The organism is Sphaerobacter thermophilus DSM 20745 (genome assembly GCF_000024985.1).
Classification (GTDB): domain Bacteria; phylum Chloroflexota; class Chloroflexia; order Thermomicrobiales; family Thermomicrobiaceae; genus Sphaerobacter; species Sphaerobacter thermophilus.
Map to the genome: position 1 here is coordinate 478,693 of NC_013524.1, position 14,292 is coordinate 492,984.

Sequence of the window (14,292 nt, forward strand, 5' to 3'; positions counted from 1 at the left end):
CAGAATGCCATGCCCCCGCGGTGATGGCGCTTGACCCAGTACCGTGCTACACCGCCGCTGTCGCCGCCACCCGTTCGCCGTCATCCTGAGCAGAGCCGGTCGGCGCGCCCGCGCCGGGCAGCGAAGCGAAGGATCTCTCCGGTGCGTGGCCGATCCGACGCGAGATCCTTCGCTGCGCCCAGGATGACAGGGACAAGACAACGGTGACCGTTCCATGTCCCACGGTATGGCGTCAAACGCCATAGCCGCGGCACGCTGCGAGCACAGCACACCAATCCGCGGACGGAGCGCTCCGGTTGTCCAGCGCCACCGGTCCGGTGGACCGATGGCGCGCGCCTACTGGTAGCGGATCACGCCACGGATATTGCGACCTTCGAGCATGTCCTGGTACCCCTCGTTGATCTGGTCGAGGGTATAGGTCTTGGTAATCAACTCATCCACCTTGAGCGTGCCGGTGCGGTAAAGCTCAAGGTAGCGCGGCAGGTCGGCCCGTGGGTTCGAGTTCCCGTACAGGCTACCGACGATCTCCTTCTGCATCAGAACCAGATCGAGCGGCGGGACGTCCATGCGGTCCACCCCCACCGGCGCCAGGCCGACGACGACGGTTCGCCCGGCCTTGCGCGTGGCCTTGTATGCCATGCCGATGTGCTCCGGCTGGACCACGTCGATCGTCACGATCGTCTTGTCGGCGCCGATGCCGTTGGTCAACTCCAGGATGCGGGCGACGGGATCTTCCCGGCTGTTGTTGATGGTGTGGGTCGCCCCCATTTCCTCGGCCATCTCCAGCTTGAAGTCGACCAGGTCGACCGCGATGACCTTGGCCGCGCCCTTGACCGCCGCGCCTTGCACCGCGTTGATGCCGACGCCGCCGATGCCGAAGATGGCCACCGTCTCACCCGGCTGGACATCGGCCCGGTTGATAGCAGCGCCGAAGCCGGTGGGCACGCCACAGCCGACCAGGCACACCTTGTCGAGCGGCAGATCCTTGGAGATCGGCACCACCGAGGCCACGGGACAGACGGTCCACTCGCTGAAGGTCGAGATCAGGCACATCTGGCCCAGCCCCTGGCCGTCCTTGTTCCGCATGCGATAGGTGCCGTCCAGTTGCTGACCCTGGAGGATCCCCGCGCCGAGGTCGCAGAGCATCGTCAGGCCGGAGGAGCACCAGCGGCAGCGGCCGCAACTCGGGATGAAGGTGAGGATCACGTGGTCGCCGGGTTTGACGGCGGTCACGCCCGGCCCGACCTTCTCGACCACCCCCGCTCCCTCATGCCCGGCGACGATGGGGTAGTTCACCGGGAGATCGCCGGTGACGAGGTGCCAGTCGGAGTGGCAGAGGCCGGAGGCCACAAGGTGGACCAACACCTCGCCCTCCTTGGGATCGTCGAGCTCGATCTCCTCAATCTGGAACGGCTGGTTAGTGCCGTACAGGACGGCCGCGCGAGTCTTCATGGCAGCCTCCCTCGCCTCCGACCCCATCTCCCGTAGGGGATGGTGGTCCCACTATCACGCTGATCGGTATGAGGGCAGTGTAGGAAGAACCTGGAAAAGCGTCAAGCCGCGTCCATCACGCGAAGCAGGCCAGCAGAAACCACACTCGGCGTCCTACGGACGCCGGCTTGGTGCCGTGGAAAAGCCGGCATCTCGCCGGTCCCCTCGTCCACGAGTGTGAGGAACGCGAGGCGGCAAGATGCCGGCGCTCATTGAGAGGTCGTGCGCAGTCAGCCGGTCAGGACGGCTCGGGCGCGATCCCGGCACGCTGGGCACGCTGCCGCGCCTGCTCGGGCGACAGGCCCCGGGTGAAATCCGGCGGGATGTACAACACGTCGGGGTCCAGGTCACGGACCGAAGCCCGCCCGATGCCGATGAGCGTCGTGTCGATCCCGTTGCGCAGGATGTCGAGGACGTTGCGCACCCCGGCCTCGCCGTTGGCCGCCAACCCCCAGAGGTAAGCACGCCCGATCATGACCGCCCGCGCACCCAGCGCGAGCGCCTTGACCACGTCGCTGCCGCGCCGGATCCCGCCGTCGAGCAGCACCTCGATCTGGTCGCCGACGGCCTCCACGATGGCAGGCAGCGCGCGGATCGACGCGGGCGTGCCGTCGAGAGTGTTGCCCCCATGGTTGGAGACGGAGATGGCATCAGCGCCGATCTCGACTGCGCGCCGGGCATCCTCGGGGAGCATGACGCCCTTGATGATGAACGGCCCGTCCCACTGCTTGCGCAGCCAAGCGATGTCCTCCCAGGTCGGGAGCGGCGTCTGCATCCAGGTCGCGTAGGCACCGAAGAAGGTAGGCGCGGGCTTTCCGGGCAGGGCGAGGTTCGGGACCGTCAGGTCCGGTAGCCCGCCGCGGCGGAGGAAGGACAGGGTCCAGCGCGGGTGGGTGATGCCCTGCGGGGCGTACCGCAGCAGCGCCTCCAGGTTGAGCCTCTCCGGAATCCACGGGCTCCCCCAGTCGCGCCGCGTGTCGAACGACCAGTCGAGCGTCACGATCAGACCCTTGGCGCCGGCCCGCTTGGCTCGGTCGAGGTAGTGGAGCATGTCGTCGCGGCTGCCCAGCCAGTAGATCTGGAAGAAGGTCCGCGGGTTGGCCGCCACGACCTCCTCGATCGGCTTGCTGGCAAACGAACTGAGGCCCATGATCGTGCCGGCCGCCGCCGACGCGCGTGCCACGGCCACCTCGGCGTCCGGGTGCACCGCCTGGACGCCGGTGGGCGAGATGATCACCGGGAAGGAGATCTCCTCGCCGAGCACGGTCGTGGTGAGGTCCCGCGTATTGGGGCGATCGGCCAGTTGCGGGCGAAGCCCCAACTCGGCGAAGGCAGTTACGTTATCGTTGAGCGTGATGCCCTGCTCGGAGCCGGCGATCAGCGCGTAGTAGACGGATCGCGGCAGGCGCTTTTTCGCGCGGCGCTGCGCCTCCGCGACGGACTCGAACCAACCACCCGTACTAGCCATGGCTCCCTACCTCCACTACCGGCGCGCCCGCCCTGCCGGTCACGCCGACAGGCAGTAGCTGACAGCAGCCGGGATGTCCTCCATGCGCTCGATGAAGACGCATCGGCCCCGCCCGCGAGCCGCCAGCTCCTGGCAGGCGCGGACGCGGCTGTCTTCGAGCGAGGTGCCGATCACATGGAGCCGCGGGTACTTCGCTGCCAGCGGCAGTGGGTCGTCGCCGAGATTGTGCATGCCGTCGGTGAAGATGATGCCGATCTTCTCCTGGGTCGCCGTCCGCTCCAGCTCACGCAGGCCGACTTCCAGCCCCAGCCGCAGGTTGGTCAGCCCGCGCGCGCGAACCGACAGGATCTCATCGACCAGCCGGGCCAGGGGCTTCTCCTGCGTGGCGCCCTTGAGCACGGCCGCGTCGCGCCAGAAAAGTGCCACGGCGTAGTCATCGTCCCGGATGTTGCGCGCCAGCGACGCGGCCGCCAGCGCGGCGTTCATCAACTTGGTGCCGCGCATCGAGCCGCTGACGTCGAGCAGGAGCACGTAGGTGCGCCGGGCGCGGACCCGCTCCAGCACCCAGAAGTCGTCGTACTCCGGGTACGGCTTGCCGGCGATTTCCTCGATGGTGCGGTCGAGGTCGAGGTCGTCGGAATTGAAGCGGTAGCGGACGGGCCGCAGCTTCCCCTTGCCGGCGTTGGTGGTCGGGTCGTGCCGCGCCAGCTTGATGACGATCTTGAGCGCCAACCGCCGGGTGAGATCTCGCAGGTCGTCGTCCGGCGCCTCCGGCCAGAGGTCCCCGAGCAGCGCGAGCGCCGCCCCCTCGTCCTGCTGGTACAGCTCACGGAAGGCCTCGTCGTCGAACTGGCCGTCCTCCCGCAGCACCAGCCGAGCGCCGGGATGATCGCGCAGGATATCGGCACGCGAGCGGGGGCTGCGCGCCCCGCGCTCGGCGGTGAGCATCGCGATCTCGTCCGGCCGGTAGATGCGCGGCGGCTGCTCGACCTTCCCCGCCTTGGGGAGGGAGTCCGGCTCGGGCGCCGGGCGCAGCGGGAGGACGATCGGCCCCGGACGCCGCGGCGGGCGTCGCTTGCGGCCGGTGGGCGCGACGATCGGGTTGTCGATCTCCAGGACATGCTTGCCCCGGGCGGCCTGCGGGATGAAGTAGAAGACGTTTTCCCACAGTTCCCGCACGATCGCCTCCGGCGTCCGCTCGGCCGTCTCGGCCAGCAGCATGCGGCCGGAAAGCGCCAGCAGCGCGGCGTCGAGCACGAGGTCCTTGGCCGCATTATCAGCATGCGTGAGATCCACCCCGCGGAGCGGCGCCAGGCGTTCGGCGACCAGCACCAGGTCGATCGCGCCGCGCACGGACGAGCCCATGCGGACCTCCGGGTGCGTGCGCGTGGCGCGGGTGAGGGCGACGGCGCCGTTGATGAGCCAGTCGTTGCCGCTCCCGGTCCGCAGGCGCACGACGGCCCGCTCTTCCTCCTCGCTCTGGTAGCCGATGGCGAGACGGCAGAGCCGGTCGTAGATCGACTGGCTGACTCGCAGGGTGCCCACGTTGTCGAAGGGATTCATTGCGGCGATGAGCCGGAACCCGGGCGCCGCCCGGACGAGGCCGTAGCGCGGCACGACGAAGCTGCGTTCGGCCAGCGGGCTCAGCAGGGTGTTCAGGGTGTCCTCCGGCACCCGGTTGAACTCCTCGATGTAGAGGAGCGCACCCCGCAGCATGGCCTCGGTGAGCGGACCGGGAACGAAGTCGTCCGGCCGGTACCCGTGCGCCAGCACCGCCGCCGGGTTGTGGAACCCGACGAGCTTGGCGGGCGTCAGATCGGCATTCCCCTCGACCATGATGAACGGCGCGCCGGAGGCGCGGGCGATGGCGCGCAGCAGGGTCGACTTGCTCGTGCCCGGTGGTCCTTCGAGGAGCAGATCGCGCCCCGCGTTGAGCGCCGCGACGATCTGCTCCAGCTCTCGCTGCCGTCCGACCACGTCCGCGCGCACCAACTCGCGGACCTCTTCGAACGCGACGCGCCCGTTGTCCTCACGGGGCCGTTGCACGCCTGTCACTCCCCGTCCTTGCTCCCACCGACCGCCTCCGGGACGATGCCGGCGACGATCTCGCGGATCACGTCCTCCGGCGTCCGCTCGGTCGTCTCGTGCAGGCTGATCTTGCTGGAGAGCGCCAGCGACGCGGCCTCCAGCAGCACGTCTTCAAACCTGGCGCCATCGCCGTTGAGCGGCGTTCCGCGGATCTCCGCCAACTGGTGGGCCACCAGCACCAGATCGATCGCGCCGCGGACGGAGGATCCAAGCCGCGCCTCCGGGTGTTCGCGGGTTGCGCGGGTGATCGCCACGGCGGCCTCGATCAGGCGGGTCGCATCGCTGCCGGTGCGCAGGGCGACGATCTGCCGCTCCTCCTCCTCGCTCTGATAGCCCATCGCGAGGCGGCAGAGCCGGTCGTAGATCGAGATGCTGATCCGCGCCGTGCCCACGTTGTCGAAGGGGTTCATCGCGGCCACGATCCGGAAGGTGGGGAGCGCCCGCAGCGTGCCGACGCGCGGGATGGTGATCTCCCGCTCCGCCATGGCGGTCAGCAGGGTGTTGAGCGTATCCTCCGGCACCCGGTTGAATTCCTCGATGTAGAGGAACCCGCCGCGCTGCATGGCGTCGGGGAGTGGCCCGGGCACGAAGTCCTCCGGCCGGTAGCCGTGGCGCACCACCTGGGCCGGGTTGTGGTAGCCGATCAGCTTGGCCGGCGTCAGATCGGCATTGCCCTCCACCAGCACCAGCGGGATATCGTAGTGGCGGGTGATCGTCCGCAGGATCGTGGACTTCCCGATCCCGGGCGGGCCTTCGAGCAGGAGGTCCCGCCCGGCGCTGATCGCGGCCAGGATGCTGGTGATCTCGCGCTCGCGGCCGACGACCTCCTCGCGCACCGCCTGATAGATCGCCTGCACCGTCGCTGTCATGCTCGGGCTTCCCCCGTTCATCGTCGGCGGACGGGACTCGCGCGGGGCACACCCGTGCGAGTCCCGTCCGCGCTACTGGATCGTGAAGCCGGCATCGACCGGCAGTGTGACGCCGGTGACGTAGCGGGCGTCATCCGATACCAGCCACAGGATGGCGTTGCTGATATCGACCGGCTCCAGCATCTCGACCGGCAGGAGGTTGGAAATCGCCGACGGGTTGTCCGCCAGCAACTGCGCCATGGCCTCGTTGACCACCATCGGGGTGTTGACGCCGGTCGGATGCACGGTGTTGACACGGATGTTGTGCGGCGCCAGCTCGATCGCCAGCGTACGCATCAACCCTACCACACCGTGCTTCGCCGCGACATAATGTCCGGTCCCGGCAAAGCCTTTCAGACCTGCGGTCGAGGACGTGATGACGATGCTCCCGCCGCGACCACCGGCGATCATGTGGGGGATGACCGCCTTGCAGCTCTGCCACACTCCGGTCAGATTGGTGTCGATCATGTCCCGCCACTGTTCGTCGGTCAGCTCCCAGGAGCCGCCGCTGGCGAAGCCCGCGATTCCGGCATTGGCGAGCAGGATGTCGATGCGGCCGAACTCGCTCATCGCGCGGTCGGCGACAGCCTGCATCTGGGCGCCATCCCGCACATCGGCCTGCACTGCCACACAGCGCCGGTCGAGGTCTTCGACCAGGCGGACCGTCTCCTCCATGTCCGCCGGGGTGGCCATCGGGTAGGGGACCGTGTCGATCTGCGCCGCGATGTCGCAGATGACGATGTCAGCGCCCTCGCGCGCCAGGGTTACGGCGTGCGAGCGCCCCTGTCCGCGGGCTCCACCAGTGATAACGGCGACTTTCCCGTCGAGTCTACCCATCGTGCGCCTCCCTTCAGCGCGGCACGTCGATCACGCAGCGTTGCTGGCGTTCATGCCCGCGGCCACCTCCACGGCAGTGCCGGTGATGTAGCGGGCGTCGTCCGAAATCAGGAAAAGGATTGCGTTGGAGATGTCCTCCGGCTCAACCCAGGGGATCGGCAGGACGTTCAGGCTGGAGAAGGCAGCCAATGCATCGTCGGCGGTCGGGTTTTCAAGGTCCGGACGGAACAGCTTGTAGGTCGCGTCGTTGTGGATCATGGGGGTATTGACCGTGGTCGGGCAGACGGCGTTGACCGTGATCCCGTACTGGGCCACCTCCATCGCCACCGACTTGACCAGCCCGATCACGCCCCACTTGGCGGCGACGTAGTGGGCAATGTTCGGCATCCCCACACGCCCAGCCATGGAGGCGGTCGCCACGATGCGCCCGGAGCGCCGCTCGATCATGTGCGGCAGCACAGCGCGGATCGAGTTGAACACCCCCGTGAGGTTGGTGTCGATCATGTCCCGCCACTGCTCGTCGGTCATGTCCACCACCGTGCTGGTGGAGGAGATCCCGGCGTTGGCGAGCAGGATGTCGACCTTGCCAAACTCGGAGAGCACCCGGTCGACAACCGCCTGCATCTGGGCACCGTCGCGCACGTCGGCCTGCACTGCCACACAGCGCCGGTCCAGATCCTCGACCAGGCGGACCGTCTCCTCCATGTCCGCCGGGGTGGCCATCGGGTAGGGGACCGTGTCGATCTGCGCCGCGATGTCGCAGATGACGATGTCAGCGCCCTCGCGCGCCAGGGTTACGGCGTGCGAGCGCCCTTGCCCGCGCGCCCCGCCGGTGATGACCGCGACTTTGCCATCGAGTTTGCCCATGACTGCACTCCTTACTTCAAGCTGGCACCGGCATCGACCGGGAGAGAGATGCCGGTGACGTAGCGCGACGCATCCGACGCCAACCAGAGGACGGCGGCGCTGATATCGTCCGGCTCCAGCCAGGGGACACCGAGCAGGTTCAGCGTCCGGAAGATCGGCGCGACATCCTCCCGCGTCGGATGCTCCAGGTCAGGTCGGAAGAGCCGGTACGTGGCCTCGTTCTGGATCATCCCGGTATCGACCGAGGTGGGGTGCACGGCATTAACCCGGATGCGGTACGGCGCCAGCTCCACCGCAAGCGCACGCGCCAGCCCGACGATCCCGTGCTTGGCCGCGACATAGTGCGCCATGTGCGCGTAGGGCCGGAGACCGGCGGTGGAACTGACGAGGATCAGCGAGCCGCCTGCGCCGCGCTCGATCATGCTCGGGATGACCGCCCGGCAGGTGATCCACGCGCCCTTCAGGTTCGTATCGACCACGGCGTCCCACTCGGCCTCGGTCAGCTCCCAGGCCCGGGCGTAGCTCCCGGCCCCCGCATTCGCGACGACGATGTCGATGTGGCCGAACGCCTCCAGGCCGGCGGCGATCGCGGCTTCCATCTGACGCGTGTCGCGCACATCCGCCACCTGGGTCAGGCAGCGCCGCCCATGCGACTCGACGAGCGCGGCCGTCTCACGCAGGTCATCCGGCGAGGCCAGGGGCCATGGCACCTCGGGGATCGACGCACAGCGATCCACCGCGATGATGTCGGCCCCCGCCGCGGCCAGGCGGGCCGCATGGGCCCGCCCCTGCCCGCGGGCAGCGCCGGTGATGAGAGCGACCTTGCCGTCGAGCGTGCCCATCGTCGCTCGATCCGCTAGACCACGTTGCTCGCGTTCTGGCCGGCGGCCACCGGCATGGCGTTACCGGTGATGTAGCGAGCGTCGTCCGAGACGAGGAACAGGATCGCGTTGGAGATGTCCTGCGGCTCGACCCACGGGATCGGGAGCGCATTAAGCGCCGCGAACGCCTTGGCCGCATCCTCCCTGGTCGGATTCTCCATATCCGGCAGGAAGAGCCGGTAGGCATGCTCGTTCTGGATCATGTCGGTGTCGACGCCCGTCGGGCAGACGGCGTTGACGGTGATCCCGTACTGGGCCACCTCCATCGCCACCGACTTGACCAGTCCGATGACGCCCCACTTGGCCGCGACGTAGTGCCCGATGTTCGGGAACCCCGCGCGCCCGGCCATGGAGGAGGTCGCCACGATGCGCCCGGAGCGCCGCTCGATCATGTGCGGCAGCACGGCGCGGATCGAGTTGAACACCCCCGTGAGGTTGGTGTCGATCATGTCGGCCCACATCTGGTCCGACATCTCGGCGATGGTGCCGAAGGAGAAGATGCCGGCGTTGGCCAGCAGGATGTCGATCTTGCCGAACTCGGAGAGCGCTCGGTCGACGACCGCTTTCATCTGAGCACCGTCGCGCACATCGGCCTGCACCGCCACGCAGCGACGGTCAAGATCCTCGACCAGGCTTACTGTCTCGTCGAGCTGCGCCTTCGTGCCCATGGGGTAGGGGACCGTGTCGATCTGGGCAGCGATGTCGCAGATCACGATGTCAGCCCCCTCACGCGCCAGGGTCAGAGCATGGGAGCGACCCTGCCCGCGGGCCCCGCCGGTGATCAACGCAACCCGTCCGTCAAGCTTGCCCATGGGATCCCTCCTGGTCGCTTAGCTGCCGTGACACATACGCCTCATTCGCCCCGTACAACGGCTGCCGGGGCAGTCATCGTGGGTGAGACCAGCGGCACCTCCTTTCCCGAGGTCGGGGGCACCCCCTCACCTCACCGCACGGTGTAGCCGCCATCGATCACCAAGGTCGCGCCAGTCACGTAGCGCGACTCATCCGAAGCCAGGTAGACCACCAGGTGGCCGATGTCCTCCGGCTCACCGATCGGCAACAGCGTCTCCTCCTCAAAGCGGCGGAGCGTTTCGTCCGCGATGGGAGCGGTCATCGGCGTTCGCACCAGCCCTGGGCAAATGGCGTTGCAGCGAATGCCGTCGCGTGCGTAGCCGGCGGCGATCGAGCGGGTCAGCGCCAAGACACCGCCCTTAGAGGCGGTGTAGGCATCGAGATCGGGCTCAGCGACGAGCGCGGCGATTGAGGCGTTGTTGATGATCGAGCCCCCGCCATTCGCGGTCATCGCCGGTATCGCGTACTTGCAGCAGAGGAACGTGCCCTTGAGGTTGACCGCCAGGACCGCATCCCAGACCGCCTCGTCGATCTCCGTCACGCGGTTGTCCCGGCCGACGAGGGCAACAGCGGCGTTGTTGAAGAGGACGTCGACGCGCCCGAACCGCTCCACCGTAGCCCGCACCATGGCTTCGACATCTGCCGCGCGGGAGACGTCGGTGCGGATACCGAGCGCTTCCCCGTCCGCGGCGCTGATCTCCTGGGCGACGGCATGGGCTGCGGTCTCGTTGTAGTCCGCGATCACGATCTTCGCGCCCTCGCGCGCCAGCGCGAGCGCGGCCGCGCGGCCGATCCCGGACCCACCGCCGGTCACGATCGCGACCTTGCCCGTTACGCGCCCGCCAGCCATGGCTCCCTCCCTGTTGACCGCTCCTGGGCTACTTCACCAGCCAGCCTCCATCGACCGCCAGACAGTGCCCGGTGATGTGCCGCGCGGAGTCGCTCACCAGCCAGAGCAGGGCCTCGGTGATCTCGCGCGGTTCCAGAACCTCCTCGAAGAGCTGATGGTGGAGAAAGACTCGGTGGATATCGGCGGGGGTCACGCCGAGTTCCTCGGCCAGCCCGTCGAGCATCGGCGAGGCGACCGCGCCCGGCAGGATGGCGTTGACCGTCACCCCGTACGGTGCCAGCTCAACGGCCATGGATCGGGTCAACCCGATGACCCCGTGTTTCGCAGCGCTGTAGTGGGCGAAGTGCGCCAGCCCCCGCGCGCCTGCCGTCGAGGAGATATTGACGATCCGGCCGCCCGGTCGCTTCAGCAGGTGCGGCGCCGCGTACTTGCTGACCAGCCAGACACTCTTCAAGTCGGTGTCGACAACGGCGTCCCATTGCTCCTCGGTCAGCTCCCAGAACGGACCGCTCCCGGCGATGGCGGCGTTGTTGACGACGATATCGAGCCGCCCGAAGGTCGCTACCGTCTCGGCCACCGCCGCCGCCACCTCGTCCGCCGACCGGACATCGGCGACCAGTCCCAGGGCAGGCCGGTCCAGGTCTTCGACCGCGGCAACGACCGCGTCAAGCTCGGCGCGCGTGCCTAACGGGTAGGTGGGAACCTCCAGATCGCGGCAGATATCCAGCGCGGCGATGGCGGCTCCCGCACGCGCCAAGGCGAGGCAGTGCTCGCGCCCCTGCCCCCGTGCCGCGCCTGTCACCAGGGCGACCTTGCCCTCGAGGTTCGGCGTAACCACCGGTACCCTCCGGCACTCTGCGGCATCCGCCGCCATCCCCCGGCGACGCAACTGCGTCTGATCCGTTTCGACGCGCCTCTGGAACTAACAAGAAATCGCTGCTACAGTATCGATAGCACTCATGACATGGAGCCGCAAATCGATTTTGTGGAGATCTCGCGTCGTTTGCGGTCAGAGAGAACCAGGAGGGAGCCGATGGCACGACGAGGCCGGCGACTCCTGACCGTAGGGGAAGCGTGCCAGTACCTCGGGGTCAGCCGCATGACGTTGCTGGCGGCCGAAGAGTCGGGGCTGCTGGCGCCGTCGCGGACACCGGGCGGGCATCGCCGCTACGACCCGGCGGAGCTCGACCGATTTCTGAACCGGGGACGCCCGTCGCCCGCCAGCGTCACAGTCGCCGATGGTCCGCCATCCAGGCAGAACGGACCGGTGCCGGTCACCGGGTCGTCACGCCTGCTCCTGCGCGAGGCAATCCGCCGGTTGACCCTCCTGCTCCGAGCGGACGCCGCCGGACTCTACCTCCTGGACGAGCGGCAGGAACTGGGGTGGTGCACCTCGTTCGGCATCCCCCAGTGGCGCACCGCGCAACTCGCCCAGAGCGCGCCGCCCCGGGCGGTGGTCCGCGCGCTGATGAAGCGTCAGTGCGAGCTATTCGAGTCGAGTTCTGAACGGTTCCCGCTGCCCACCGCTCGCGGCAGCGGGGCAGCCGTCCCGCTGGAGACCGGGGACGAGCCGCTGGGGGTGGTTGTGGTCACCGTGGGCCAGGACCGGCAACTGCTCCCGAGCGAGATCGAGATCATTGAGACCGCCGCCTTCTACATCGGCGTGCTGGTCCGTCAGCAGCGGCGCCTCGAGACCCTGGAGACCCGGCTCGCGTCGATCCACGACCTCACAGCCGGCACACACCCACCGGGAGTTCACGGCACGGTGTGAGCTCCCGGCGGGAGACGCCGGGTTCTGCGCAATTGCGTTGTCCTGCACCTGGATCGGCCCGGTCCTGACGCGCCGGTCAGGCCCACCGGCCGCGCTCCGCACTCAGTTGCTTCGCTCCTGCAAGACCAGGATGCCGATAGCGATGAGAAACGTCAGCGCCACGCCCACGATCGGGTCGATCACGCCCGCCGCTCCCCCTTCTCACGTCGAGTCCGGCCCACACACGACCTGACCGGCAGCGGGATGCTCCCCATTACCGAGCCATCGCCCGCCATGTCGGTCATCATTGATGGTAGTCCATCTCACCTGTCCAAATCGAGGCCCCAACCGCGCCAGGAGCCATCGACTGCGGCGCACATAGTGACGCCACGCCTGCACGGCGCAGCGGCAGGTGGCGGCGAGGCTTCCCGCGCTGTGGTTTGGGTCCGGGGGTTATTGGAGGTTGGCGAATTGCATGGGTGTCCGCAGTCGGCACGTGCCCGGGGGTTCACCCCCGGGCTGACAACGGAAGCCGGCTAGAGCCGGCTGGGGTGGCGATCGGCCGGGTCGTGGGTGGTGCGAGGATCCCCGCGCCGCAGCCCGTGCCCGGGGCTAAAGCCGCCGGGCTGATATGGGGTAAGCCCACTGAAGGGGCTGCGATGGCCACGCCTGGGCGGAGCCGGTCTGGCCTCCCATCGGATACAGCGTCCCCAGCCCCTTCAGTGGGCTTCGCCTCCTAGCCCGGCGGCTTGAGCCCCGGGCACAGGCCGAGACGCTGGACACCGTATCACCGGGATCTGAGCCTTCATCTCCCCAGCCGGCTTATGGTCTTTCACAACTGAATCGGACTATCGCTCCGTCGACCGCTGCGAGGTGCGACAGGACACAACCCACGCACGATTCTAAGCGCTCCGCAGGCATCGATGTGCCTAGGCGAGTATGGTCCGAGTTAGTTTGGAAACATCATCAGCCGGCTTTCCTTGTCAGCCCGGCGGCTTGAGCCCCGGGCACGCGACGAATGGCGGGCCCCCAACGCCGGCATGTGAACGCTTTTCCCCCGGCCGCTCTAGCTGACCATTTTCGGGATGATAGCCGACCGAGTCCCGGGCAGGGTGCCTGTCAATCGAGCTGGTACAACTCGCGCGCGTTGCCGGAGAGGATGAGCCCGGCGGCCTCCTGCGCCTCGGCTTCGGAGAGCATGTTGTCGGTCACAAGATCGGACAGGACCTGCCCGAGCGCCTGCTTGCCCAGCTTGGCGCTGGTGTAGTTGATTTCGGGCAGTGCGTAGCCGTCCGACCCGTAGACCACCTTGGAGATGGGGGCCATCTCCAGCACCTCGCTCAAGATGCGGCGTGCGGCGTGCCCGGCGAAGGGGATCCCCTCGCTGACGTCGCAGTAGACCCGCGGCAGCACGTTGGCCATGTAGGCCGCCTCGCCGTGGTAGGGGTAGCCGGTGTGCACCAGCAGCACCCGGCAGGCGCGGTAGGCCGGGAAACGCAGCAGCTCCATCAGGTAGGCCGGCCGGCAGTAGACGAGGTTGACTTCGAAGTCGCCCATACCGGTGTGAATCTGCATCGGCACGTCGTACTCGATGCACAGCTCCAGGGCCCGGCAGAGCAGGTGGTCCCGTAGCTTCTTCATGCTGCCGCCCCCCAGCCCCCGGCGGATAGCGTCCAGCGCCTGGTAGCCCTGGTCGGGGGTGCGGCTCAGGGGCGAGATATCCAGCCCGGTACGGTAGGCGATGATCGACTTGACCCCTTTGTAGCCCTTGTGCTGCAGCGCGTCGGCAATCGTGTCGTCGTAACGCTGGCGGAACTCCGCCCATGGCAGGTCCATCGCCAGCAGATCGACGATTAGCGGCTCGATCCGGAAGATGGGCACGACCTCGACCGGCAGCTCGGCCCGCACCGCTTCGATGTCGAGCATGGGCAGCGGGAAGCCGAAGTCGGCCACCAGCGTGGTGAGCCCGGCCTCGGCGTAGAGCCGGCGCACGTAGCTGGTGTAGTCCTCCTCCACGGCGCGGTTACGGTGGGCCAGGACCGTGTCGAGGTCGGGGGCGCAGCCGAAGAACGCCGCCAGGTCACGCAGCATACGCCGGAAGTAGAGCGTGTAGCGCTTGACACGTTGCAGCTCGGCATGCACCGCATCGGTGACCGCGACGCCGCCCTCCTCCAGGTACTGGCGCGAACCGCCACCGAAGGCGGTCAGGTCGGTGAACTGCTCGGCGTCTACCGGCCCCCGGTTCAGGAAGGGGTGGCAGTGGACGTCGACCACGGGGAGCTGTGTTAGATCCAACATGT

Annotated in this window: 12 protein-coding genes and 1 pseudogene; 1 reads left to right on the forward strand and 12 read right to left on the reverse strand. The window is 68.0% G+C overall.

Annotated features, from left to right (window positions below; all coding sequences use genetic code 11):
• Window positions 1–336: 336 nt before the first annotated feature.
• The 11 genes and pseudogenes from STHE_RS14310 to STHE_RS14355 all read right to left on the reverse strand — a co-directional run bounded on the left by STHE_RS14310 (window position 337) and on the right by STHE_RS14355 (window position 11,080).
• Window positions 337–1,452 carry an NDMA-dependent alcohol dehydrogenase gene (locus tag STHE_RS14310; protein ID WP_012873304.1) on the reverse strand — a complete coding sequence of 372 codons (1,116 nt, stop codon included), beginning with the start codon at window positions 1,450–1,452 and terminating at the stop codon, window positions 337–339.
• A gap of 277 nt (window positions 1,453–1,729) precedes the next feature.
• On the reverse strand, window positions 1,730–2,959 hold the full coding sequence (gene mftD / locus STHE_RS14315; RefSeq protein WP_012873305.1) for a pre-mycofactocin synthase MftD: 1,230 nt from the start codon (window positions 2,957–2,959) through the stop codon (window positions 1,730–1,732).
• Window positions 2,960–2,998: 39 nt separating this feature from the next.
• Window positions 2,999–3,907, reverse strand: a complete 909-nt coding sequence (locus STHE_RS19685; protein ID WP_425376009.1) for a vWA domain-containing protein — start codon at window positions 3,905–3,907, stop codon at window positions 2,999–3,001.
• Window positions 3,908–4,090: 183 nt separating this feature from the next.
• Window positions 4,091–5,005: pseudogene (locus STHE_RS19690) on the reverse strand (AAA family ATPase); the annotation flags it as partial.
• 5 nt (window positions 5,006–5,010) lie between these two features.
• A complete protein-coding gene (locus STHE_RS14325) occupies window positions 5,011–5,916 on the reverse strand; it encodes an AAA family ATPase (RefSeq protein ID WP_012873307.1) in 906 nt (301 codons plus the stop codon).
• Between the two features lie 72 nt (window positions 5,917–5,988).
• Window positions 5,989–6,792 carry a mycofactocin-coupled SDR family oxidoreductase gene (locus STHE_RS14330; protein ID WP_012873308.1) on the reverse strand — a complete coding sequence of 268 codons (804 nt, stop codon included), beginning with the start codon at window positions 6,790–6,792 and terminating at the stop codon, window positions 5,989–5,991.
• Between the two features lie 30 nt (window positions 6,793–6,822).
• Window positions 6,823–7,659, reverse strand: a complete 837-nt coding sequence (locus tag STHE_RS14335; RefSeq protein ID WP_012873309.1) for a mycofactocin-coupled SDR family oxidoreductase — start codon at window positions 7,657–7,659, stop codon at window positions 6,823–6,825.
• A gap of 11 nt (window positions 7,660–7,670) precedes the next feature.
• Window positions 7,671–8,501, reverse strand: coding sequence for a mycofactocin-coupled SDR family oxidoreductase (locus STHE_RS14340; RefSeq protein ID WP_012873310.1), 831 nt, complete (start codon window positions 8,499–8,501; stop codon window positions 7,671–7,673).
• A gap of 14 nt (window positions 8,502–8,515) precedes the next feature.
• Entirely contained in the window at window positions 8,516–9,352 is an 837-nt protein-coding gene (locus STHE_RS14345; protein ID WP_012873311.1) for a mycofactocin-coupled SDR family oxidoreductase, read from the reverse strand.
• A 131-nt stretch (window positions 9,353–9,483) separates the two neighbouring features.
• Window positions 9,484–10,242 (reverse strand): SDR family NAD(P)-dependent oxidoreductase, encoded by a 759-nt coding sequence (locus STHE_RS14350; protein WP_012873312.1) that lies wholly within the window; start codon window positions 10,240–10,242, stop codon window positions 9,484–9,486.
• Between the two features lie 28 nt (window positions 10,243–10,270).
• Window positions 10,271–11,080, reverse strand: coding sequence for a mycofactocin-coupled SDR family oxidoreductase (locus tag STHE_RS14355; protein WP_012873313.1), 810 nt, complete (start codon window positions 11,078–11,080; stop codon window positions 10,271–10,273).
• Window positions 11,081–11,275: 195 nt separating this feature from the next.
• Between STHE_RS14355 and STHE_RS19120 the strand changes: the two genes are divergently transcribed.
• The gene (locus tag STHE_RS19120; protein ID WP_012873314.1) at window positions 11,276–12,013 is read left to right on the forward strand and encodes a helix-turn-helix domain-containing protein; all 738 of its coding nucleotides are present in this window, start codon (window positions 11,276–11,278) and stop codon (window positions 12,011–12,013) included.
• A gap of 1,098 nt (window positions 12,014–13,111) precedes the next feature.
• On the opposite strand, the gene STHE_RS14365 is transcribed toward STHE_RS19120, so the two are convergent.
• Entirely contained in the window at window positions 13,112–14,290 is a 1,179-nt protein-coding gene (locus tag STHE_RS14365; protein WP_012873315.1) for an amidohydrolase family protein, read from the reverse strand.
• Window positions 14,291–14,292: the final 2 nt, after the last annotated feature.